Origin of the sequence: Novosphingobium sp. ERN07 (assembly GCF_012641335.1) — a bacterium.
GTDB lineage: Bacteria > Pseudomonadota > Alphaproteobacteria > Sphingomonadales > Sphingomonadaceae > Novosphingobium.
Map to the genome: position 1 here is coordinate 1 of NZ_JABAID010000033.1, position 21720 is coordinate 21720.

General features: G+C 61.1%; 19 protein-coding genes, 1 tRNA gene and 1 other RNA gene. 8 read left to right on the forward strand and 13 right to left on the reverse strand.

From position 1 onward, the window contains the following. From HGI47_RS21025 to HGI47_RS21045, 5 genes are all read right to left on the reverse strand, one after another. Positions 1-4947: filamentous hemagglutinin N-terminal domain-containing protein (locus HGI47_RS21025; RefSeq protein ID WP_168854723.1), on the reverse strand; the 4947-nt coding region annotated here is incomplete at its 3' end. A gap of 20 nt (positions 4948-4967) precedes the next feature. Then, a complete protein-coding gene (locus HGI47_RS21030) occupies positions 4968-6701 on the reverse strand; it encodes a ShlB/FhaC/HecB family hemolysin secretion/activation protein (RefSeq protein WP_168854724.1) in 1734 nt (577 codons plus the stop codon). A 347-nt stretch (positions 6702-7048) separates the two neighbouring features. Next, positions 7049-7948 carry an RNA polymerase sigma factor RpoH gene (gene rpoH, locus HGI47_RS21035; protein WP_168854725.1) on the reverse strand — a complete coding sequence of 300 codons (900 nt, stop codon included), beginning with the start codon at positions 7946-7948 and terminating at the stop codon, positions 7049-7051. A gap of 114 nt (positions 7949-8062) precedes the next feature. Next, a complete protein-coding gene (locus HGI47_RS21040; RefSeq protein ID WP_168854726.1) occupies positions 8063-9040 on the reverse strand; it encodes an RluA family pseudouridine synthase in 978 nt (325 codons plus the stop codon). A 99-nt stretch (positions 9041-9139) separates the two neighbouring features. Further along, the gene (locus HGI47_RS21045; protein WP_206066341.1) at positions 9140-9919 is read right to left on the reverse strand and encodes a M48 family metalloprotease; all 780 of its coding nucleotides are present in this window, start codon (positions 9917-9919) and stop codon (positions 9140-9142) included. A gap of 156 nt (positions 9920-10075) precedes the next feature. On the opposite strand from HGI47_RS21045, the gene HGI47_RS21050 reads away from it, so the two are divergent. The 6 genes from HGI47_RS21050 to HGI47_RS21075 all read left to right on the forward strand — a co-directional run bounded on the left by HGI47_RS21050 (position 10076) and on the right by HGI47_RS21075 (position 14280). Beyond that, positions 10076-10474, forward strand: coding sequence for a Mov34/MPN/PAD-1 family protein (locus HGI47_RS21050; protein WP_168854727.1), 399 nt, complete (start codon positions 10076-10078; stop codon positions 10472-10474). A 155-nt stretch (positions 10475-10629) separates the two neighbouring features. Next, the gene (locus HGI47_RS21055) at positions 10630-11271 is read left to right on the forward strand and encodes a histidine phosphotransferase family protein (RefSeq protein ID WP_168854728.1); all 642 of its coding nucleotides are present in this window, start codon (positions 10630-10632) and stop codon (positions 11269-11271) included. A gap of 3 nt (positions 11272-11274) precedes the next feature. After that, positions 11275-11979, forward strand: coding sequence for an N-acetylmuramoyl-L-alanine amidase (locus HGI47_RS21060; RefSeq protein ID WP_168854729.1), 705 nt, complete (start codon positions 11275-11277; stop codon positions 11977-11979). A 7-nt stretch (positions 11980-11986) separates the two neighbouring features. Further along, an RNA gene (gene rnpB / locus HGI47_RS21065) (RNase P RNA component class A) lies at positions 11987-12402 on the forward strand. Positions 12403-12444: 42 nt separating this feature from the next. Then, complete coding sequence (locus HGI47_RS21070; protein ID WP_168854730.1) at positions 12445-13398, forward strand: cation diffusion facilitator family transporter; 954 nt, start codon at positions 12445-12447, stop codon at positions 13396-13398. A 342-nt stretch (positions 13399-13740) separates the two neighbouring features. After that, positions 13741-14280, forward strand: coding sequence for a fasciclin domain-containing protein (locus HGI47_RS21075; protein ID WP_168854731.1), 540 nt, complete (start codon positions 13741-13743; stop codon positions 14278-14280). Positions 14281-14352: 72 nt separating this feature from the next. On the opposite strand, the gene HGI47_RS21080 is transcribed toward HGI47_RS21075, so the two are convergent. The 6 genes from HGI47_RS21080 to HGI47_RS21105 form a co-directional block, all read right to left on the reverse strand. Next, on the reverse strand, positions 14353-14763 hold the full coding sequence (locus HGI47_RS21080; RefSeq protein WP_168854732.1) for a hypothetical protein: 411 nt from the start codon (positions 14761-14763) through the stop codon (positions 14353-14355). Positions 14764-14810: 47 nt separating this feature from the next. After that, positions 14811-16067, reverse strand: a complete 1257-nt coding sequence (gene clpX / locus HGI47_RS21085) for an ATP-dependent Clp protease ATP-binding subunit ClpX (RefSeq protein ID WP_168854733.1) — start codon at positions 16065-16067, stop codon at positions 14811-14813. 152 nt (positions 16068-16219) lie between these two features. Continuing rightward, positions 16220-16912 carry an ATP-dependent Clp endopeptidase proteolytic subunit ClpP gene (gene clpP / locus HGI47_RS21090; RefSeq protein ID WP_168854740.1) on the reverse strand — a complete coding sequence of 231 codons (693 nt, stop codon included), beginning with the start codon at positions 16910-16912 and terminating at the stop codon, positions 16220-16222. 153 nt (positions 16913-17065) lie between these two features. Further along, complete coding sequence (locus HGI47_RS21095; RefSeq protein ID WP_168854734.1) at positions 17066-17785, reverse strand: hypothetical protein; 720 nt, start codon at positions 17783-17785, stop codon at positions 17066-17068. Positions 17786-18021: 236 nt separating this feature from the next. Further along, entirely contained in the window at positions 18022-19590 is a 1569-nt protein-coding gene (gene tig, locus HGI47_RS21100) for a trigger factor (protein WP_168854741.1), read from the reverse strand. Positions 19591-19663: 73 nt separating this feature from the next. Next, positions 19664-19748: transfer RNA gene (locus tag HGI47_RS21105), tRNA-Leu, on the reverse strand. A gap of 141 nt (positions 19749-19889) precedes the next feature. On the opposite strand from HGI47_RS21105, the gene HGI47_RS21110 reads away from it, so the two are divergent. Beyond that, positions 19890-20072, forward strand: coding sequence for a hypothetical protein (locus tag HGI47_RS21110; protein WP_168854735.1), 183 nt, complete (start codon positions 19890-19892; stop codon positions 20070-20072). 210 nt (positions 20073-20282) lie between these two features. Further along, positions 20283-20657 carry a hypothetical protein gene (locus tag HGI47_RS21115; RefSeq protein WP_168854736.1) on the forward strand — a complete coding sequence of 125 codons (375 nt, stop codon included), beginning with the start codon at positions 20283-20285 and terminating at the stop codon, positions 20655-20657. 112 nt (positions 20658-20769) lie between these two features. Here the strand turns inward: HGI47_RS21115 and HGI47_RS23170 are convergent, their stop codons facing one another. Beyond that, entirely contained in the window at positions 20770-20952 is a 183-nt protein-coding gene (locus tag HGI47_RS23170; protein WP_370521814.1) for a YodC family protein, read from the reverse strand. Positions 20953-20966: 14 nt separating this feature from the next. Next, positions 20967-21581 carry an HNH endonuclease gene (locus HGI47_RS21125; protein ID WP_168854738.1) on the reverse strand — a complete coding sequence of 205 codons (615 nt, stop codon included), beginning with the start codon at positions 21579-21581 and terminating at the stop codon, positions 20967-20969. Between the last annotated feature and the right edge of the window lie 139 nt (positions 21582-21720).

A 21720-nucleotide genomic window follows, 5' to 3' on the forward strand; every position in this document is an offset into this window, starting at 1 on the left:
CGTCTGCGTCTTGCGGACGCCCTGCCCAAGCGCAATATCGCCCGTAGCCGTTGCGGTGTAATTGGTGCCCGCATCGACATTGCCGACTGCAATCGTGCCGCCCGCAACCGTAGCGTCCAGCGTGGTGCTGGTGCCAGAGGTCGCCGAGGCGACATTGATCGCACCCGCCTTCACGCTGATAGCGCCTACCGTGGCCGTGATCGCCGCACCCGTCGTGCCGCCAATCGCCGTCAGCGATGCCGCATGGCCTGCGCCAACACTTTTGACGGTAACATTGCCGCCCGCCGTCAGCGTATTTGTGCGCACCGCACCCGCACTGGTAACCGTGATGTCCCCTGTCGAATCGACGGCCTTGACCGCAACCGACCCGGCAGTGATGTCAGTATTGATGGCGGTATCGACCAGATCGGCAGTGAATGCCCCACCGACCGTGCTGCTGAAGTTCGCCGCGTAGGCCTCATCAATCGTCGTATCGTTGACGGACGTCAGCGAGATATCAGACGTCTGCATGGTGCCACCACGCAAGATCGTATTCCCAAGACTAATCGCATCACCGGCGTTCAGCGTGATTGCTTCAGTTCCGATGCCGTCGGCGTTGGATGTCAATTGAACCAGCGACGTGCCATCGTTGATCGATCCGCCAGACGTCAGCTCGATTTTCCCGCCCGCTGATTGCACCTTGCCGCTACCGCGTCCGACTGTGATGGTGCTGCCGGCTGTTGCGACATAGTCGGTTCCTGCTGTGACGTTGCCAGTGTGAATCGTTCCGCCGCCCACTGCTGCATCAAGCGATACGCTTGTTGCGGAATCGACATTCTGCAGCACCATCGAACTGGCCTTGATGCTGACCCCACCAGTGGTTGACCTGACGAGCGCGCCTTGACCGGACGCCTCCTGCATATTCACCGGCCCGGCATAGCCGGCGCCAACACCCTTGATGGTGACGGTACCCCCCCTCAACTCGAATCCTGTGATGGACCCGGGGCTGGTTATGGTCAGGTTGCCTCCTGCCGTAAGCGTGTCCGTCGCGACAGAACCGGCATTGATCGTGTAGTTGACAGTCGCACCAGAACTTTCACCCAAGGAGATTGTCGGATCTACCGCGTACGCCCCGCCAACGTTCGCCTCGATGTTTTGTCCGAATACCCGCGCAACCGTCGTATCGTTGGCCGACGTGATGAATACGTTTGACCCGCGCATTGTTGTATGCGCCAGCGAGATCGTGTCACCGGCGGACACTGTCAGAGCTTCCCCGCCAGTACCATCCCGATTGGCCGTAAGCGTAATACCGTCGATATTGGTCGAGAATGGTATGTTGGCCGTCGTTTCAAGGATCGAACCAGTCGAGCTGACAATGTCGATCTTTCCGTTAGCGGTCTGGGTAAAGCCGGATGCACGGCCCAGCGTGATATCGCCATTCGCCAGCGCAGCGTAATCGGTGCCCGCGTCTACCGTCCCGACGGCAATCGTGCCGCCCGCCACCTGAGCGTCAAGCGTCGTGCTGGTGCCAGACGTGGCCGAAGCGACGTTGATCGTGCCCGCCTTCACGCTGATTGCGCCGGTCGTGGCCGTGATCGTCGCACTGGTTGTGCCCCCAATCGCCGTCAGCGAGGCCGCATGGCCAGCGCCTACGCCCTTGACCGTAACGTTGCCGCCCGCCGTCAGGTTGTTCGCCTGAACGGTACCACCCGCCGTGCTGCTGAAGTTCGCCGCGAAGGCTTCGTCAATCGCCGTACCGTTGACCGAGGTCAGCGAAATATCCGACGTCTGCGTCGCGCCGCCGCGCAGCACTGCATTGCCGAGCGCAATCGCGTTGCCTGCGTTCAGCGTCAGCGTTTCGACCCCAGCGTCATCATCATTCGACGTCAGCGAAACACCTGTCGTGCCTTCGCTGATCGATCCGTTGGCGCTCTCGACCAGAACCGCGCCGCCTGCCGTCTGCGTCTTTGCACCCACACGGCCCAGCGTGATATCGCCTGTTGCGGTTGCGGTATAATCCGTGCCTGCATCGACCTTGCCGATGCTGATCGTGCCGCCTGCGACCAGCGCGTTCAGCGTGGTGCTGGTGCCCGAAATCGCGGTGCCAAGGTCGATCGCGCCGGCGCTGATGTTCACTGCACCTGCGGTCCCTTCCGCGGTCGTCGCGGTGAAAGCACCAGCATGGGTGCCGGTCAGGCCGGAAACCGTCAGGTTGGTGCCCGCCTCGATCTTGCCATCCGCACTGATGGCACCATCCGACCGCAACGAAATCGACGTTGCTGCCGTTGCCTTGTCCAGCGTCATCGCGCCTGCAAATGCGCTGATAGAGCCAGTGTTGGCAGTAAGGATCGGCTTGAGCGTTGATGAGCCGATGCGGCTTGCCGGGCTGCCAAGGCTGGAAATCACGATGTTGCGCGATGCCGTGATCGCCGCAGCATCTACCGCACCGGCCGTGGTCAGGCGGATATCCTGATCGGCCCCCTGCGTCCGCGCCGTGGCAAGAGCAATGTTGCCCGCATCGATCAGGATGGCATTGCCTGCACCCGCTGCCGAATTGTCAGCCGTGATCGTGCCGGTCGAGGTAAAGGTTCCGGCAAGCGCCGTGCCCGTGAACCGGGTTGCGTTCGCGGTGCCAATGTCGACGTTACCGGTCGTAGACCGCACCGTTACCGCAGCAGACGGCACCGTGCCGCCATCAAGGCGGGCATTGCCCAGCGCCACCGCATCGTTCGCCGTGACAGACAGCGCATCCGTGCCCACGTCGTCGGCGTTGGACCGCAAAGTCAGCCCGGTCGATCCCGCAGCGCGGTTCACCGCACCGAACGTCGAATTGATCGTGATCCGCCCATCGGCCACGATGCTGCTCGCGCCCGTGGTGCCAAGCGTGATATCGCCTGCAGCACCATCCAGATCGGTTTCTACGGCAAGATTGGTTCCCACCAGCGCAGAACCCAACGCGATGCTGGTCTTGCCCTGAATCGTGCCAGTCGTACCCGTCCGAAGCGCGCCAATATCGATGGCGTCGGCCATAACCGTCACCGAGCCGACATTCGCCTGCGCCGTGCCCGCACTGAACGAAGCGGCATAGTCTGTGGCGATACCCTTCACCAGCAAGGTATCACCCGCTTCGACCTTGCCCGTCACGGCGATGTCACCATCGGATCGCAGCGTGACATTGGTCCCGGCCGTTGCCGCGCCGATATCCATCGTATTGGCAAAGGCGTTGATGTTACCCGTCGTTGCGGTGATCGAAGTATTCACCGTCAGGCTGGAAACCGGCGCAAGAGTGCTGCCGACTACCACCGTGCGTTCGGCGGACAGCACGTCGGCCAGAACCGGGCCATCGGTGGTCAGCCGCAGATCCTGGTCAGTGCCCAATGCGCGCGCAGTCGTCAGCGTAATGCCGCCCGCCGCGGTGATCTGCACGGCATTGCCCGCCACAGCGGTAGCGTTGCCGCCGGTGATCGTACCGTTTGCCGTGAATGTCGTAGCTGCCGTGCTGACGAACTTCGATGCGCTTGCCGCATCAATCTCTACAGCCCCCGTATCCGACCGGACAGTAACCGCAGCCGTGCGGGTTGCCCCGCCGGCCAGCGTGGCACTGCCGAGATCGATATCCGTCACCGCATCGATGGTCAGCGCACCGCTACCCGCATCAGTGCGGTTGGAACGGATCGTCAGATCGGTTGCTGTCGAATTGATCCCCGCCCCGGTCGATTCAAGATCAATCGCGCCCCCTGCCAGAATCGTCTCGGTCCCGACGATGCCGAGCGTAAGATCCCCGGTCGAAGCCGCGTCAATCGCGCCGTCAGTCTGCACCGTACCCAGACTGACGGTATCGGCAGCACCGGTGCCGGATCGCACCAGCACATCGCCTGTTGCGCTAATCCGTGCCGCAGTGGCACTGGCGTTGGACCGCACGGTCACGCCCCCGTTCAGGCCGGTTGTCGAAATCAAACCCTGGCTGTCAATGTCTGCAGCGGCAACCGTATCGCCCACATTGATCGCGTCGGAAGATGTCGTCAGCGTAACGCCGCCGTTGTCCGCCGTCGCGGTCAACCGGCCACCCGTATCGACCTGTAGCAGCGTCTTGATCGCATTGGTCGCATTCGAAGCAGCGACCACGATATTGCGGCCATCGACTTCGCCAGTGCCCAGCACCTGCACGCCACCCATTTCGGTGCCGGCAAGAATGTTGAAACTGATCGGGCTGCCAGTCGTCGGCGTAAAGCTCACGTCGCTGGCGGCAACGATCAGGACTTCGCCGTTGGCGTTGACGTCCTTGCCGATGTTGATCTGTTCGCCCAGCAGAACCAGCGATCCCTGCGTGGCTATCGTGCCCGCGCCGGGCACCAGCTTGATCTCCATAGCGGTCAACGGGTTGCCATCGACATCGTTCTTCACGCCCAGCGCTTCGGTCGCGCCCAACGTCTTGCGCTGCAACCGCACCGATGTGCCGCTGAACGCATCAGTGCCGGTTTCAGGCGCGATGAAGTCGAGCGACGAGACGACGAGGCTGCCCCCGCTGAAAGCTCCGGTCGGGCCGAACGTGATGCCCGAAGGATTGATCAGCCAGACCGAAATGTTGTTGTTGCCGCCATTCGACGAATTGATTGCGCCGTTGATATAGGACGGAAAGAACGTCTGTGTTCCAGAAACGTCCACACCAATCACGCGGTTCACCACGGTGACAGGCGTCGTATCTGTGACCGATGCTGCTGTCGAAACGAAGTTCACCGTATTCCCGGCGTCGACCGAGAACGTGTTCCAGTTGATCACGCGGTTGGCGGCGAGCGCATCAACCGTCAGCGTATTTCCGGCCGTGCTTACAGCGGCGCCGCCCGCATTGGCAAGTTCCGGCAGCGATTGCCCGAAAGCCGTATGCGCCAGAAAAATAGACGAAACGCAAGTCGCGATGCCGGTGCCGAGACGGAGGGCACGACGCTTGCCGTTGATGGCGTTGTTCATCGATTGTACTCCCCGGACTGTCACAGGCTGAACGGAACGAACTGGAACGTCATCGAAACAAGCACCCGGTCTTTGGGCCGCTTGGCGAAAGCCCCGGTCAGCAATGGCTTATCCAGCGCATGAGTGTAGGTCACATCAAGCCGGATCGCCTGTGAGAGCGAAAGCCGACCGCCGCCGCCCACCGATGCAATGAAGCGCTCCTTCTCGGTCGCGTTCGGGCCGATGTTCCACAGCTTCACGCCTTCGTAGAAGCCATAGACCTGCCCCTTGACCTTCTGGTCGAGCGTGAAATTCAGACGCGGTTCAATGACGAAGCCGATGGCGCGGTCACCGGTGTTGGCACCCGGATCATACCCGCGACCAATGGTGAAGTTGCCTATCGCATAAGTATCGTAGTTCAGCAGCGCGCGGTTTGCCCACTGGCCGTTGACCTTGCCCGCCAGTTCGAACACCGGCCCGGCTTTGTAGAACGCTTCCACACTACCGCGCACGACCGTTGCCAACGAACTGCCATCGCTGCGCGACGTGCCGTAAAGGTCCACGATATCGCCTTGGCGCGATGCGCCGAACACATCGATGCCCCGCCGCAGTTCGAGCGAACCCGAAAGCCCCGCGCGTTGTTCACCCGTCACATCCAGCTTTGCGGTGGAGCCTTCAAGCCGCAGATAGAGCGCGGAAATCCGGTCGCGCGTCAGCGGGCTGGAACCGCCGCCAGCCTGATAGAAGCGCGAACGCTGCTGCGAATATTCGAACCCGCCGCTCAACTTCACCCGGTCCGTTACCGTGCGCAGAAGGGGGTGCGAGAAGCCCAGCCCGGCCACAAGCGAAACCGTACGCTGATCAAGCGAGAGAAGATCGGGCCGCGCTTCGGCAACAGTGCCGCGCAGTTCCATCGTGGTGCCCGCGTTGTTCAGGATCATCGCATGGCGCAGCGCGGCAATGCGCTGCTCCTTGAAATCGAACGTGCTCTGCCCAGTCAGCGTCGTGATATCGCCCTGCCCCGTCAGGCCATAGAACTCGGCATGGAGCAGCGCCGTCTCGCGGCCAAGGAAGTCGGCATTGTAGTTCTGGAGGTTGGCCAGCAGCGAGAACGAGCGGAACGAAACCGAAAGTTCACCGATAAGATCGCCGGGACGACCGCTTGCGGGGCTAAGCGCCAGTTCCACCGAAAGGCCGGGAATGTCGTTCGCCAGCAGCAGGATGCGTTCGGCCTCAGCCTCGTTCAGCGGATCGAGTTCCTTCAGCCGCTCAATCCGGCGCTGCAGCATGGCTTCATAAGGACCGACGTCGCCGCGCACGCGCATTTCCACGATACGCCCGGACACGACTTCAAGCTTCAGGACGCCCGAATCGATGCGCTGCTGCGGCACCTGCACGCTGGCGACATAGCGCGCAGCACGCAAACGGGCCTGCACTTCATCGCGCAGATCGCAGACCTGGCGGATCGGCTGCTCACCCGCTGCGGGGGTGATACCACCCAGCAACTGCATGATTTCACCCGGAAGCGCCGCTCCGCCGGGAGCCGTAATCTCTACGCTCGCAATTGTGGTGCGGATATCGCTGGTGGCAAGCGGGCATGGCCCGGCCTCGATTCCATCAGATCGTACGCGCGCGGTGGCTTGGGGGGCATCCGGTTTGGCGACCGAGAGATCAAGCTGATCCCTTGTCTGGACCGCTTGCTGGGCCTGCGCGGCACTTGCCGAGATACCGATGGCAGCGACGCCAGCAATCGTGGCGAACAATGGCTTCTTCAATTCCGTGCCCCCTGGAAAGCATATGCGGGCAGGCGCGATGATGCCCCCCGTTGCAAACTTTCTTCAGCAACCCGAAATCGTTTCTGTTCTGCTCGTTACCTGCCCCAGCACCGGAATGGAGTCAACGCACGTTAACCGTTCCGAAACAGAGCTTGAAAGCGCGCCTGATAGCGTTGCCTTCACCCAACGCCTAGCACCCGAAAATGACGGAAAATGTGCGCCAGAACACCAGAGGCGTAATACGCCCACATGCAAATCATGGTTAACACAACGATGGCCGGGCTTTCGCCCAGCCATCAAATTTGCTCCGGTGTGGACCGTTCTTATAGCAGAAAGCTGCGAAAGAATCAGGCGGGCAGCAATCTACGTTCCACCGCGATCCGTTGGATCGCCTTTTGCAGCTTTTCGAACGCACGCACCTCGATCTGGCGCACACGCTCACGGCTGACATTGTAGACCTGGCTCAGTTCTTCCAGCGTCTTGGGATCGTCGATCAGGCGGCGATCGGTCAGGATATGGCGCTCACGCTCGTTGAGGCTGTCCATCGCCTCGACCAACAGTTCGTGCCGATAGCTGGCTTCTTCAGCGTCGGCCACCGTCTCGTCCTGCAACGGACGATCGTCGGTCAGCCAATCCTGCCACGAACCTTCGCCGTCTTCGCGCATAGAGACGTTGAGCGAAGCATCGCCCCCCATCATCATGCGCCGATTCATGTTGACCACTTCCTGTTCGGGCACGCCCAGATCGGTGGCGATCTTGCGCACATCGTCAGGGTGGAGATCCGAATCCTCGAAAGCTTCAAGGTTCTTCTTCATGCGGCGCAGGTTGAAGAACAGCTTTTTCTGCGCTGCCGTCGTGCCCATCTTCACAAGGCTCCACGACCGCAGGATGAACTCCTGCATCGAAGCCTTGATCCACCACATGGCATAAGTGGCTAAACGGAAGCCCCGATCCGGCTCAAATTTCTTCACGCCCTGCATCAGGCCGATGTTGCCTTCGGAGATAAGCTCGCTAACGGGCAAGCCATAACCACGATAGCCCATAGCGATCTTCGCCACGAGCCGCAGGTGGCTGGTCACCAGTTGCGCGGCAGCTTCGGGATCCTGATGTTCCTGAAAGCGCTTGGCGAGCATGTATTCCTGCTCAGCCGTCAGCACGGGGAACTTGCGGATTTCCGATAGATAGCGGTTGAGGCTGGCCTCGCCACCCAGTGCGGGGACGGTCACAGCAGTTCTTTCCTCACTCACCTGAACTTGTCCTTTCGTCGCGTCGGTTCCCAGATGACGGCCCCCTGATGGGCGACCGGCGGCGGGACCACACAGTGCGGAGCCTTCGAAATGACCGACTCCGTAGGGTTGCCTTTACACCATCGCCATGATCTTTGCATCCTGCCCTTCAGCGCACAATTCGACGATGAGTTCCCGCATATCGACGGGCGTCGAGCTGGTGAAGTGAAGGCGTTCTCCGCTGACGGGATGGATGAAGCCCAGTTCCGCCGCGTGCAGCGCCTGGCGATGAAATCCGAGCCGCTGGACCAGCGGCCGAAGCTTTGAAGGTGTGCGTCCATAGACAGGATCGCCCAATAGCGGATGCCCGATTGACGCAAGGTGAACACGCACCTGGTGGGTTCTCCCCGTCTCCAGCCGACACTCCACTAGTGCCGCCCCATCAAGCGCCGCCAGCGTCTTGTAATGCGTGACCGCGTGCTTGCCCCGGCCTTCTTCCACAAGCGCCATTTTCTTGCGATCATGGCTCGACCGCGCAATCGCCCCGCGCACCGTGCCTGCCACGGGCACCGGCGACCCGGCAGTCACGCACTTATAGGCGCGCACGATCGAATGGTCGGCAAACTGATTGGCCAGCCCCTCATGCGCCACGTCGGTCTTGGCGACGACCAACAGCCCTGACGTATCCTTGTCGATCCGATGCACGATCCCCGGCCGCGCCACGCCGCCAATGCCCGAAAGCTGCCCCCGGCAATGGTGCAGTAGCGCATTGACCAACGTGCCATCCGCATTTCCTGCCGCCGGATGCACCACCAGCCCCGCCGGCTTGTCCACCACGATCAGCGCATCGTCTTCGTAGACAACAAGCAGCGGAATATCCTGCGCAACCGCCTCGGCAGGTGCGGCTTCGGGAACGCGAATTTCGAATACGGCGCCCTCAGTCACTTTAACCGAGGCCTGCGACACTACTTTGCCGGAAAGGCTGACCCGCCCTTCCCCCAGCAAGGCTTTCACCCGCTCGCGCGATAGGTCTGTGGCATCGGCCAGCGCCTTGTCCAACCGCTGCCCACCCTCAGGCAGAATCCCGGAAATGATCGTGTCGGCGGCCCCCATCAGTTGGGATATGGGAAGTCGACAAGAGGCGTGCAAGGCAGAGTAGATTCGGTCGCTGCAAAGGTTTTGGAGAAATTTTGACGAATATCCCCGCAACGCTCACTTGATCTTCGCGCGCATCCGCTTGGCCCGCTGGGCCGGGTCGGGGTGGGTTTTGAGCAGTCCGATCCCCCCACCGCCACCAAGGGCCGCCAGTTTGTCCATCGCCGTGGCGCATGCTGGCTGCGGGTAGCTTTTGGCGGCCATGAAGGTCAGTGCATAATCGTCGGCGGCTGTTTCGGCCGCTTGGGAATGCTGGGCGTTCAGCACATTCCCGATCAATCCGCCAAGTTCTGAACTGGCCAGTTTGCGCACGCCGCCGCTGGCCGTGCCCGCCACGCTCAGCGCCGCATCCTTCTGCAACGCCAGCTTCATCCGCTTCTTGCCGTGTTCCAGCTTCACATGCCCGATTTCGTGGCCAATCACGCAGCGCACTTCATCGTCGGTGAACTTGTCCATCAGGCCCGAATAAACCCGCACCGTGCCATCACCCATCGCAAAAGCATTCACGTCGCTGGCAAGGTAGGCCTTGATATCAAGCTTCAGCCCGTCATAGCTGGCCAGCCCCGTGGTGAGCTTGGCCAGACGAACGGCATAAGGGTTCTTGGCCGGCGGAATCGTGTTCTGTCGATCCAGTTCATCGGACATCTGCGAGAAATAGGACACGATCTGCTCGTCCGAAACCGTTGCAGCCTGTGCAACCTTCTTGGCTGAGCCGAGCAGATCGCCAAAGCTCTGGGCATAGGCCGGAGCCGTCAGCACAAGCGTTGCCACGCCAGCCACGCTGACAGCGGCAAACATCGGTGAAAGGCCGGCCAAAAGTCCAAATTTCCTGCGCATGATTATCCCCTTTGCGCTCTCGATGCCCGCGCCGCGATCTTCAGGCAAGCAACGACCTGACCATTTTGGAACACAACGCAGACCGCAAACCCGGTGCTTGGCGAAGGCATCAGGCACACCTTGCCAGCCCCGCGCCAAGCCGCCACATCGCAAGACATGGCCCTGATCATCAGCCAATCCGCCCACGCCGCCATGCTCGACGCTGCCCACCGCGCCGCGCCGCGTGAAGCCTGCGGCCTTCTCCTTGGCACGGCTACCCGTATCGAAACCGCCGTCCCCACCGCCAACGCCGCCGCCGATCCCTTCCGCCATTTCGAGATCGATCCCGCAGCCCTCATCGCCGCACACCGCGCCGCAAGGGATGGCTCCACCCCACAGGTCATCGGCTATTTCCACTCGCACCCCAACGGTATTGCCCGCCCTTCCGCCACCGACACAGCCAGCGCAGCGCGGGACGGGCGGATATGGGTGATCGTGGCCGATAACGCGATTACGTGTTGGCGCGATGGGGCAGATGGGTTCGAACCGCTTTCCTACTGCGTCGAGCAAGGCTAAGGCAGGGATCGTATGACGAGAACCAAGCCGCTCTTCCCCTGCACCAAGGCCGCTCTGGCGGTCACTGAGCATGGGCACAAACGGGCCTCGGCAAAGTTTCTCTGAACAGTGTAAACTGTGTAAACCCTTTCAGGAAAAAGGCGCGAAACCTGAACATGTCCGCATCTGCCCTCGATCTTGCCAGCCTGCTTTGCTCGCGCCTCTGCCACGATTTGCTCAGCCCGGTGGGCGCGCTTTCGAACGGTCTTGAACTTCTCGCTGACGAGAAAGACCCCGAAATGCGCAAGCGCTGCATGGAACTGCTTGAACAGAGCGCCAAGGCCTCTGCCGACAAGCTCAAGTTCTTCCGCCTCGCCTTCGGTGCGGCAGGCGGCTTTGGCGAAACCGTTCCCGTAGCCGAAGCGCGGCAACTGGTCGATGCGCTGGTCGGAAACAACGGGCGCGTTGCCGTGAACTGGATGTTCGGGGTGGACAGCCTTGCCAAGCCTGCGGTCAAGACACTGCTCAACCTCGCGCTGATCGGCCTCGATGCGCTGGTGCGTGGCGGCACACTGGATATCGGAGCCGAAGTGCGCGACGGCGTGGCCGAGATCGTGGTGCGCGCCGCCGGACAGCGCGTAGCTTTCGATCCAGCGATCGGGCAGGCACTCGAAGGCACGCTGCCCGCTGGCGAACTGTCCAGCCGCACGGCGCCTGCTGCGATGGTCCACCAGCTTGCCGGTTCGGTAAATGGCGCGGTGCAGGTACACGTCACGGCGGAAAGCCTCGTCCTCGGCGCGGTGCTGCCGGTCGCCTGATTCATGCGCCGCTGGCTCGTCCACCGCGATATTCCCTCCCCCAACTGGAACGAGCGCAAGTGTCCGGTGTCGATGGTGGTGCTGCACTACACCGGCATGGAGACGGGGCAGGCCGCGCTGAAAAGGCTGTGCGATCCGGCGGCGGAAGTTTCGGCACACTATCTGATCGACGAAGACGGAACCGTCACCGGCCTTGTCGATGAAGACAAGCGGGCTTGGCACGCGGGACGATCAAGCTGGCGCGGGATCACGGATGTTAACTCGGCCAGCGTCGGCATAGAACTGGTCAACCCCGGCCACGAATTCGGCTACCGCCCCTTCCCCGATGCGCAGATCGAAGCGCTGCTGCCGCTGCTGGCCGATATCGTGAAGCGCCACAACGTGCCTCGCGCCAATGTCGTCGGCCATTCTGACGTTGCCCCTGCGCGCAAGGACGACCCGGGCGAACTGTTCCCGTGGGAACTGCTGGCCCGCCACCGCCTGTGCCTGCCCACGCCCAAGCTGTCGATGCGCCTGCTCTATGACAACGAGGGCGCGTTCTTCCTCGCACTTGAACGCTTCGGCTATGACATCTCAGACCAGAAAGCCGCCGTCCGCGCGTTCCAGCGGCGCTGGCGGCCCCAGCGGATCGATGGCGAGGTCGACGGACAGATCGGGGCATTGCTGTTCGAACTCCTGTTGGAACGCGATCTGGGTCATGCTAGGTGACCGCTCGCCAGGGGGCCGGGCAGCCGCGTTGTCATATGACACCGAGGAAAGTCCGGGCTCCACGAAACAAGGGTGGCGGGTAACGCCCGCCGGGCTGGAAGCGTAAACTGAAGGTCAAGGGAAAGTGCCACAGAGAGCAGACCGCCTGATGGTCGCAAGACCGGACGGTAAGGGTGAAAGGGTGCGGTAAAAGCGCACCGCGCGACCGGCAACGGAAGCGGCACGGCAAACCCCACCCGGAGCAAGATCGAATAGGGACTGCGCGCCCAGCAATGGGCAGGCCTGTTTCGGGCCAGCAGTCCGGGTTGATTGCTTGAGCGTTCCGGCAACGGTCCGCCTAGAGGAATGGCTGCCAGCGGCGATACGGTCCTGTATGGGATACCGTCGGCGCTACAGAACCCGGCTTACAGGCCCCCTGGCGCAACATGTGTTTCCACGCCGCCGCCAAGGCGTTAGGAAGGGCACATGTCCGGCGGCCATCATCACCATCATCATCACGACCATTCACATGGCCATAATCATGGGCACGGGCACTCCCACGCCCCCGCCAGCTTTGGCCGCGCCTTTGCCATCGGGATTGGCCTCAACCTGGCCTTCGTGATCGTCGAGGCGGCCTATGGCGTGATTTCCGGTTCGATGGCGCTGGTAGCCGATGCGGGTCACAACCTGTCCGACGTGCTCGGCCTTGTCATCGCGTGGATCGCCAGCGTGCTCACCGCACGGCCGCCCTCGGCGCGGTTCACTTATGGCTTCAAATCCAGCTCGATCCTTGCCGCGCTGGGCAATGCCGCATTTCTGCTGGTGGCGCTGGGCGCAATTCTGGTGGAAACCATCCGCCGCCTGTTCGAACCCGAACCGGTGGTCGGCGGCACGGTGATGATCGTTGCCGCCATTGGCATCGTGATCAACACGATTACCGCGCTGATGTTCATGCGCGGACGGGACCACGACATCAACATTCGCGGCGCCTATCTGCACATGGCGGCAGATGCGGCGGTATCGGCTGGCGTGGTCGTAGCCGGACTGTTGATCACGCTGACCGGGCAGACCTGGATTGATCCGGTAACCAGCTTGCTGATTGTAGGGATCATCGCTTGGGGCACTTGGGGCCTTCTCAAAGACTCGCTGCGTATGAGCCTGCTTGGGGTGCCGGTGAGCATCGACGAGCGCAAGGTGCGGACCTTCCTCGAAAGCCTGAATGGGGTAGAGGCCGTCCACGATCTGCACATTTGGCCGATGAGCACCACCGAAACCGCCCTCACGGCGCACCTCGTCATGCCCGGCGGCCACCCCGGCGACAGCTTCCTGCACCAGCTTGCGCACGAGCTGGAACACGATTTCGCCATCGGCCACGCGACAGTGCAGGTCGAAACCATCGACGGTCACGAATGCGTGCTGCTGCACGATCACTCTGTTTGACCTGACCTTGCGGGCATAGCCCATTGGGACATGTGGCTTTGCGAGACGTTCGCGCCCATTTTGCATCTCGGAGACGTTCCGACCGGGCCTGAATTACCCCTCCGTTCCGGTTCCTCCCCTGACTATCCGGCTATCTCGTTCCCTTCGGCCGGAGTCGCATTCTTGAGGGCGCGTTGCCAAACCGGCAGCGCGCCCCTTTTTGTTTCTGCTTTGTAAACAATACCATACACCAAAGGTCATGTCGTTTAAGCCCACTTCGACACCACCTTGCTTAGCGGACGGGCAGACCGGCAGCCCAGTTTCATGCGCCGGAAGACTCATGTTCACAGCAAGGAGTTACCAATGACCCGCAAGTTCCTCTTCGCCGCTCTGGCCGCCACCGCCGTCACCACAATTCCGGTGGTCGCAAGCCCGGCCTATGCTGAAACAGTGCCAACAGCGACGGTCGTCGACGCTGCCGTGGCTTCACCTGATCACACCACGCTGGTCGCCGCGGTGAAGGCCGCAGGGCTGGTCGATACGCTGAATGGCACTGGCCCGTTCACCGTCTTCGCCCCCACCAACGCCGCCTTTGCAAAGCTGTCTGCCGGAACCGTTGACACCCTGCTGAAGCCGGAAAACAAGGCCATGCTGACCAAGGTGCTGACCTACCATGTCGTGGCAGGCAAAGTCCCGGCGGCCGACCTTGTGGCCAAGATCAAGGCCGATGGCGGTAGCACGACACTGACGACCGTTTCAGGCGGCAAGCTGACCGCGTCGCTGATGGGCAGCACTGTCATGCTCAAGGACGAAAAGGGCGGTACCGCACATGTTACCACGGCTGACCTGATGGCCAAAAACGGGGTGATCCATGTGACCGATGCGGTGTCGATGCCGAACTAAGACTTGGAAGCCCTCCGCACCCCCTCCCGTTAGCGAGAGGGGGATTTGCGTGGTGCTAGCTTGCATGGACGGTCAATCAGGTGACGCGCATGTCGATCCACGATTTTTGTAGATCGCGGCCCGCGCGCCATCTGACGAGTAAAGCGTGAATTGCGCGATAGGTGCCGTGCCCGCACCTTCACGACTTAAAAATAAGAAGAGGCCATGACCGCTCTTAAGAGTTAATTTTGCGGTCGAACCTTCAGGCTCAATCCGAAGCGCTTGGTCGAGAGAATACGCCCAGCCCTTGTGGTATTCCAGCGCATAGCTAACTGACAGTTCCGGTGATTGCAGGATTCTCATTTTTCCTGCGCCGACTTCAATGTCCGGCAAATCTTTTGACCGAAAACAACCTTGAACGTCGAGCGGTATTGGCGGCAGCGATCCTTTGATCGGCGCAAACCAAACGAGCAACCCCAACAAAATCAAACCACCCGCCAGCATGATGCCAGCGGGTGGTCCAAAATTCTTATCTAGTTCGTTCAGCCCGCTCAGGCCGCTTCTTCCTTGCCCTTATGGACGCGGACGGGATCCTTGCGGCCCTCGACGACTTCCTTGTCGACAACGACTTCGGCGATGTCGGTTTCGGTCGGCACATCGAACATGGTATCGAGCAGCAGGCCTTCGACGATTGAACGCAGGCCGCGTGCGCCGGTCTTGCGTTCGATCGCACGCTTGGCGATCGCCTCAAGCGCGTCGTCGGTGAAAGTCAGCGTCACGTCTTCCAGTTCGAACAGCTTGGCATACTGCTTGATCAGCGCGTTCTTCGGTTCCCGCAGAATCTGGACCAGAGCATCGATGTCCAGATCGTTCAGCGTGGCGATCACGGGCAGACGGCCAACGAATTCGGGGATCAGGCCGAACTTGAGGAGATCCTCAGGCTCTGCCTTCTGCAACAGTTCGCCAATCTTGCGCTTTTCAGGATCGGCAACATGCGCGCCAAAGCCGATGGAGCGCTTTTGCAGGCGATCCGAAATGATCTTGTCGAGACCCGCAAACGCGCCGCCGCAGATGAACAGGATGTTCGTGGTATCGACCTGCAGGAATTCCTGCTGCGGATGCTTGCGGCCACCCTGCGGCGGGACAGAGGCGGTGGTGCCTTCCATCAACTTAAGCAGGGCCTGCTGCACGCCTTCGCCCGAAACGTCGCGCGTGATCGAGGGGTTTTCGGCCTTGCGGCTGATCTTGTCGATCTCGTCGATGTAGACGATGCCGTGCTGCGCCTTCTCGACGTTGTAGTCGCTGGCCTGCAACAGCTTGAGGATGATGTTTTCCACGTCCTCACCCACGTAACCCGCTTCGGTCAGCGTGGTGGCATCGGCCATCGTGAACGGCACGTCGAACGTCTTGGCCAGCGTTTGCGCCAGCAGGGTCTTGCCGCAGCCCGTGGGGCCGACAAGCAGGATGTTCGATTTCGAAAGCTCGACCTCGCCACCCTTGCCGCTGTGCTTCAGCCGCTTGTAATGGTTGTGAACGGCAACCGACAGCACGCGCTTGGCGCGGTCCTGGCCGATCACATAGTCGTTCAGAGTCTCGAAGATGTCGCGCGGGGTGGGTACGCCGCCATCCTTCTTTCCGGCGATACCGGCCTTCGTCTCTTCGCGGATGATGTCGTTGCACAGTTCAACGCATTCATCGCAGATGAACACGGTAGGCCCGGCAATGAGCTTGCGCACTTCGTGCTGCGATTTGCCGCAGAAGCTGCAGTAGAGCGTGCTCTTGGTATCCGATCCAGAAAGCTTGGTCATTCTTACATCCCAGGCGCCCCTCCACGAGGGGCGGGTCCGGCTATCCTACTACCGCAAGGGCATTAATCAACCGGACTCGATAACGTGTATCATGTCCCTAGCGGCCAAAGCCTTTCGCGAGGCTTAAGAATCTGGCCGCTGGAACACTTCGATCAGGCAGGTGCCCCGCCCGAACCTTCTTCACCACCCACCGTATCGGTGGAAGGACGCGATTCGAAAACCTTGTCGACAAGGCCGAACTTCATCGCTTCTTCGGCTTCAAGGAAGGTGTCGCGGTCCATCGCCTTCTCGATTTCGTCGAGCGTGCGGCCGGTGAACTTGACGTAAAGGTCGTTCATGCGCTTGCGGATGCGCAGGATTTCGCGCGCCTGAATTTCGATGTCCGAAGCCATGCCGCGCGCGCCGCCCGAAGGCTGGTGCACCATGATGCGGGCATTCGGCAGCGCGATGCGCATTCCCGGCTCACCCGCGGCGAGCAGGAACGAACCCATCGATGCAGCCTGACCGATGCACACGGTGGACACGCGCGGGCGGATGTACTGCATGGTGTCGTAGATCGCGAGACCCGCTGTCACCACGCCGCCGGGCGAGTTGATGTACATCGAGATGTCCTTCGACGGATTTTCCGATTCGAGGAACAGCAACTGCGCGATGATCACCGAGGCCATGTGGTCCTCGACCTCGCCGGTCACGAAAATGATGCGTTCGCGCAGCAGGCGCGAATAAATGTCGAAGCTGCGTTCACCGCGGCTCGATTGTTCGACCACGACCGGAATCAGCGCGCCGGTGACGGGATCGGTGGTGAACTTTCCTTGCGCACTCGATGCGCCGAACAGGTCGAGCATGGAAATCCTCATATGGTTAGGCCTCGCTATGTCGCGTGCCACGGCGCGATGTTCAAGGGCGTTAACCGCGAATCCGGGGATTTGCGTGGCACTGCCCGTAAACGATGCTGCCAAAGTGACAAGCGCATCCGGCGCCAAGCGTCGGAAAGCCGCCTATGAGGCGCGATTCAGGGTTCCTGCTTCGCCCAGCGCTTCCAGCGCTTCGAATTGCGATTGCAGCGCGCGCTGGCGAGCAGCGGCTTGTGCGAGTTGCAGGCGTTCAGCCGGCGGTTGCCGACGACGGGCGCGCCAGCGGGCAAGGAGATTGCCGGTTTGGCGCAGCCAGTTGCCGATCGCTTCGATCAGCCCGCCGCTGCGCGCGATTGCGGGTGCTTGTGCGCGCGGCAGTGGCGCTTCTGGGGCGTTAGGTGCTGTTCGGAGGGGTTTAGGTGCACTTCGGAAATTCGCTTCCGGGGCAGGCTGGATCGCCAATGCGCGGTCGAGCAGGTCGGGCGTGGTCATCAGCGTGGGGACTTTCTGAGGCGCGACGGACGTGACGGGCGTGGCGGTAATCTTGCAGGCTTTGACCCGCGCGCTGCCCTTTGTGGTGCCCTTCATGGTGCCCTTGCGGTTCTTTGCGGCCTTTCGGGGCTTCTTTGGTGCGATTGAGCGCTTGGCCACAGGAGCTTCGGGCCCGGGCATCGTAGAGATCACCGCGCCGCGCGGCGCAGGCAGGATCAGATGGGCCGGGAAAGCGGGCGGATTGGGGATGCGCAGCAGGAAGGCCGGCTCCTTGCGCCGGACGACCTGCGACTTGGACTTCGCCACTTTCGCGCGACTGCGCGAACTGGGCGGGCGGGGACGTGAGGCTACGCGATTGCGAACGGTGTGCATGGCAGTCACCCTCAACACAGGTTCCTTGCCGCAGGATGATCCCACATCGCGAATCACACGCGAATCGGGAGAATGATCGAAAGCCGATGGACCGGCGCATTCTCCAACAAACTACGCATTCAAACGGCGCGCGACTGCGTAGTTTTGGCCCCGAAACGCCAACGGCCCGACGTGTTGGAACACGCCGGGCCGTCAGATATCCAGCCCCGTCGGGCCGGATCAATCCGATATGGAGATCAGTCTTCGGCCTTCTTCTTGGCCGCAGGCTTCTTCTTGGGCGCAGGCGCAGCGTCTTCAGCGGCGGGCGCTTCTTCGGCAGCAGCCTTCTTCTTGGGAGCAGCCTTCTTCTTCGGTGCTTCCTCAGCGGCTTCAGCAGCAGGAGCGGCGTCCTCGGCGGAAGCTTCTTCCTTCGCCGCAGCAGCCTTCTTCTTGGCAGGAGCCTTCTTCGCAACCTTGGCCGGAGCGGCAGCAGTGCCTTCCTCTGCTTCGATCGCGGCCTGCAGCTCTTCCTTGGTCACTTCACGCTCGGTGACTTCGGCCTTGTCGAACAGGAAGTCGACGACCTTGTCTTCATAGAGCGGGGCACGAAGCTGAGCAGCGGCGAGCGGTTCGGAACGCACGTAATCGACGAAGCGCTGGCGGTCCTGTTCACGGTACTGCTGCGCCGCCTGGCGGATCAGCATTTCCATTTCCTGGGCCGAAACCTGCACGCCGTTGGCCTGGCCGATTTCCGACAGGAGCAGGCCGAGACGCACGCGACGCTCAGCAATCTTGCGGTAATCGTCCTTTTCGGCCTCGATTTCCTTCAGCGCGTCTTCCGGGTTTTCCTCGTTCTGGGCTTCCTGCTGAAGCTGGGTCCAGATCTGTTCGAACTCGGCATCGACCATCGAAGGCGGCACGGCAAAGTCGTGGCCGGCAGCAAGCTGATCGAGCAGCGCGCGCTTCATCTGGGTGCGGGTAAGCCCTGCCGTTTCCTGCTCAAGCTGGCCACGAAGCAGGGTCTGCAATTGCTCAAGGCTTTCAAGGCCGAGCATCTTCGCGAATTCGTCGTTCGCTTCGAATTCACCGGGGTTCTTCACCGCCTTGACCTTGATGTCGAAGGTGGCTTCCTTGCCCTTGAGGTTTTCGGCCGGGTAGTCTTCCGGGAAAGTCACGGTGATCGTGGTTTCGTCACCGGCCTTCACGCCGACAAGCTGTTCTTCGAAGCCGGGGATGAAGCGGCCCGCGCCGAGTTCCAGCGGGGTATCTTCAGCCGCGCCGCCTTCGAAAGCAACGCCATCGACCTTGCCGAGGAAATCGATCACGATCTGGTCGCCGTCCTTGGCCTTCGCGCCCTTCTTGGCGTCGGTGAAGGACTTCTGGCCAGCGCCAATGCGGGCAACGGCTTCGGCCACTTCGGCGTCGGTCACCGGAACGGTCAGCTTTTCCAGCTTCAGGCCATCGAGCGTGGGCGCTTCGATCTGGGGCAGAACTTCCAGCTCGACGGTCAGCTCGGCGTCCTTGCCTTCGTCATAGCCTTCGCCAAGCGAGACGGCGGGCTGCATCGCGGGGCGCAGCTTGTTGTCGGCCACCAGCTTGTCCATCGCTTCGCGAATGGTGGTCTGCAGCGCTTCCTGATGAAGCTGTGGGCCGTGCATCTTGCGCACGAGGTTGGCGGGCACCTTGCCGGGGCGGAAGCCGGGCATACGCACTTGCGGCGCGATCTTCTTGACCTCACCTTCGACCCGCGCAGCGATGTCCGCCGCAGGGATGGTGACGGTGTAGGCGCGCTTCAGGCCCTCGTTGGTGGTTTCGACGATCTGCATCCTGATCCAACTTTCATTCATGTCGCGCGCCCTGTGGCGCGGAAAAAGCTGACTCGGACGCCGGCGCGCGGACTGGTGCGGGCGAAGGGACTCGAACCCCCACATCTTGCGATGGCAGGACCTAAACCTGCTGCGTCTACCAGTTCCGCCACGCCCGCATCCGGCGAAAAGCGAGCGGTGCCCCTATCGCAGTGGCCGGAAAAGGGCAAGCGCCTTGGATTCGGGGTGTGAACGACGCGACGGAACCGGGTATAGTGGCGGCGAGTTGGGGAAGAAACACCGCATTTGAGGAGCCGCACATGGCAACAACCCCCGATTCTCCGCAACCTGACCGAATCGAACCGCAATCCCCGCCGGAAACCCCGCCCGTGACCGAGCCGGACGGCGTGCCCCCGGTGATCCAGCCCGATGAAACGCCAGTGGTGGAACCAGACACGGTGCAACCGGGCGCGCCGCAGGAAGTGCCCGCCGCCCCCGATTGATTCGCAAATCCTCCCTGATTTTCCGAAGGACAATCGGGGAGGGGGACCGCCCGCGCAGCGGGGGGTGGAGGGGTAGCGAGAAGAACCCCTCCGTCATTCGCTGGCGCGAATGCCACCTCCCCGTTTGTGCATTCGCAAAAACAGGGAGGATTTTGCTGGCCTCTCTTTCATCCCGGAATAATCTGCGCTCCTTATCCAAGGGAGTGCGCCATGCCTGATGCGTTCGATGCCGTATTTGCCGATCTGCGCACAGTAATGCTCGATCAAGCGAGCAGCATGGTGGTGACGCTCGACGCCCCCGGCCATCTTGTGCTGAAAACACCGTGGAACGAGCCGGGCAAGAAGGAGCCTGCGTGGTTCGGCATGGTGCAGGTCAAGAAGGCCTACGTCTCGTACCACCTCATGCCGCTCTACGCCCTGCCCGCCCTGCTGGACGGCACATCGCCCGAATTGCGCAAGCGGATGCAGGGCAAGAGCTGTTTCAATTTCAAGAAGGCGGAGCTGGAGTTGCTGAACGAACTCACCACCCTCACCCGCCGCTGCGCCGACGCTTATGCTGGGCCGTTGGAGGCGACGGGATGTTGAGGGCGGACCGTATTGAGAAGGTAGGTAAAAGCCAACGCCACCGAACATAAGTGCATTGATTGAAGTTTAGCGACGTTTCACGGCATACTCGTCAGACAGATATCACACTTGGTCAGAACCCAGAGAAGTCATTCTTGAATGACTCTAACGTTCGGACATCGAAGGTTGACCGTTCCACCTTTTTGGCGTTGAACCATACGCAATCTACTTGTCCAGCCGAGACGCCTTCGACCGTCATCACCTCCCCACCAGATTTTAGCTGCACGGTATCGCCAACACTGAATTCCATGTGCATTGCCCTTTAACTATTCAGTTTTTTGAATTGTTGCTTTTGTCACTATCATGCCAGCGAACGTGACAAGCCTCGCAGAGGCCGACGAGTTCGAACAAAAATTCATTCATGAAGTGGCGGTAGGTCAGGTGATGAACTTCTGTTGCTGGGCTATCGCCGCAACCTTCACAAATACGATTGCAGCGCCTCATCACCTTTTCACGAAGACTTTTCCATTCGTGTGAAGCGAGATAGGCTCGATAAGCCGTCGTGAATCTGCCTCTTTCGGCAAACTGTTCACGGGCAAGTCCCAAAAGCACTGCATGCTTCTCCCGCTCTCGCCTTGAGCGATAGTTTTCAATTAATTCGTCTGGGAGCCAAGATAAGCTGTCAACCCATTCGCGATCCTTTTGACTCATCGCAGTGCCTGACCGCTCTCCGCAATTCGTGCAACATTTATAGACCTGCGGTCTGCCATCGGCGATTCTGACCTTCAAAGCCTCAAAATGCTCATGTTTGCACTGGGTTGCATGAAATTCGTTCATTGCATCCAGCCAAGCCTGCCCACGCTCGATCGGGAGATACTCATCTGTTTCTGGGTCGAGTATCCAATCGGGCTTGTTTATATCCCCTGCGATAAACTCGATTGCCATTGCTCACCTCGCTCGTCCAAGAAGCAAGATAACTCGTGTTCCTAGGTGGCGTGGACAAATTGGCGTGAAGCGGGTTCGCGTATCACCGTGATCAACGGTTAAGCGTTTGGTACGCTTCGAACACGTCGACGGGATTAAA

Bases quoted from the DNA above. Each gene is read 5' to 3' on its own strand.
- HGI47_RS21055 (WP_168854728.1), top strand. From the start codon at position 10,630: ATGTCCGCATCTGCCCTCGATCTTGCCAGCCTGCTTTGCTCGCGCCTC.
- HGI47_RS21045 (WP_206066341.1), bottom strand. From the start codon at position 9,919: ATGCGCAGGAAATTTGGACTTTTGGCCGGCCTTTCACCGATGTTTGCC.
- clpP (WP_168854740.1), bottom strand. From the start codon at position 16,912: ATGCTCGACCTGTTCGGCGCATCGAGTGCGCAAGGAAAGTTCACCACC.
- HGI47_RS21125 (WP_168854738.1), bottom strand. From the start codon at position 21,581: ATGGCAATCGAGTTTATCGCAGGGGATATAAACAAGCCCGATTGGATA.
- HGI47_RS23170 (WP_370521814.1), bottom strand. From the start codon at position 20,952: ATGCACATGGAATTCAGTGTTGGCGATACCGTGCAGCTAAAATCTGGT.
- HGI47_RS21050 (WP_168854727.1), top strand. From the start codon at position 10,076: ATGGCCCTGATCATCAGCCAATCCGCCCACGCCGCCATGCTCGACGCT.
- HGI47_RS21070 (WP_168854730.1), top strand. From the start codon at position 12,445: ATGTCCGGCGGCCATCATCACCATCATCATCACGACCATTCACATGGC.
- HGI47_RS21110 (WP_168854735.1), top strand. From the start codon at position 19,890: ATGGCAACAACCCCCGATTCTCCGCAACCTGACCGAATCGAACCGCAA.
- HGI47_RS21080 (WP_168854732.1), bottom strand. From the start codon at position 14,763: ATGCTGGCGGGTGGTTTGATTTTGTTGGGGTTGCTCGTTTGGTTTGCG.
- HGI47_RS21060 (WP_168854729.1), top strand. From the start codon at position 11,275: ATGCGCCGCTGGCTCGTCCACCGCGATATTCCCTCCCCCAACTGGAAC.
- HGI47_RS21075 (WP_168854731.1), top strand. From the start codon at position 13,741: ATGACCCGCAAGTTCCTCTTCGCCGCTCTGGCCGCCACCGCCGTCACC.
- HGI47_RS21040 (WP_168854726.1), bottom strand. From the start codon at position 9,040: ATGGGGGCCGCCGACACGATCATTTCCGGGATTCTGCCTGAGGGTGGG.
- tig (WP_168854741.1), bottom strand. From the start codon at position 19,590: ATGCAGATCGTCGAAACCACCAACGAGGGCCTGAAGCGCGCCTACACC.
- HGI47_RS21115 (WP_168854736.1), top strand. From the start codon at position 20,283: ATGCCTGATGCGTTCGATGCCGTATTTGCCGATCTGCGCACAGTAATG.
- HGI47_RS21095 (WP_168854734.1), bottom strand. From the start codon at position 17,785: ATGCACACCGTTCGCAATCGCGTAGCCTCACGTCCCCGCCCGCCCAGT.
- clpX (WP_168854733.1), bottom strand. From the start codon at position 16,067: ATGACCAAGCTTTCTGGATCGGATACCAAGAGCACGCTCTACTGCAGC.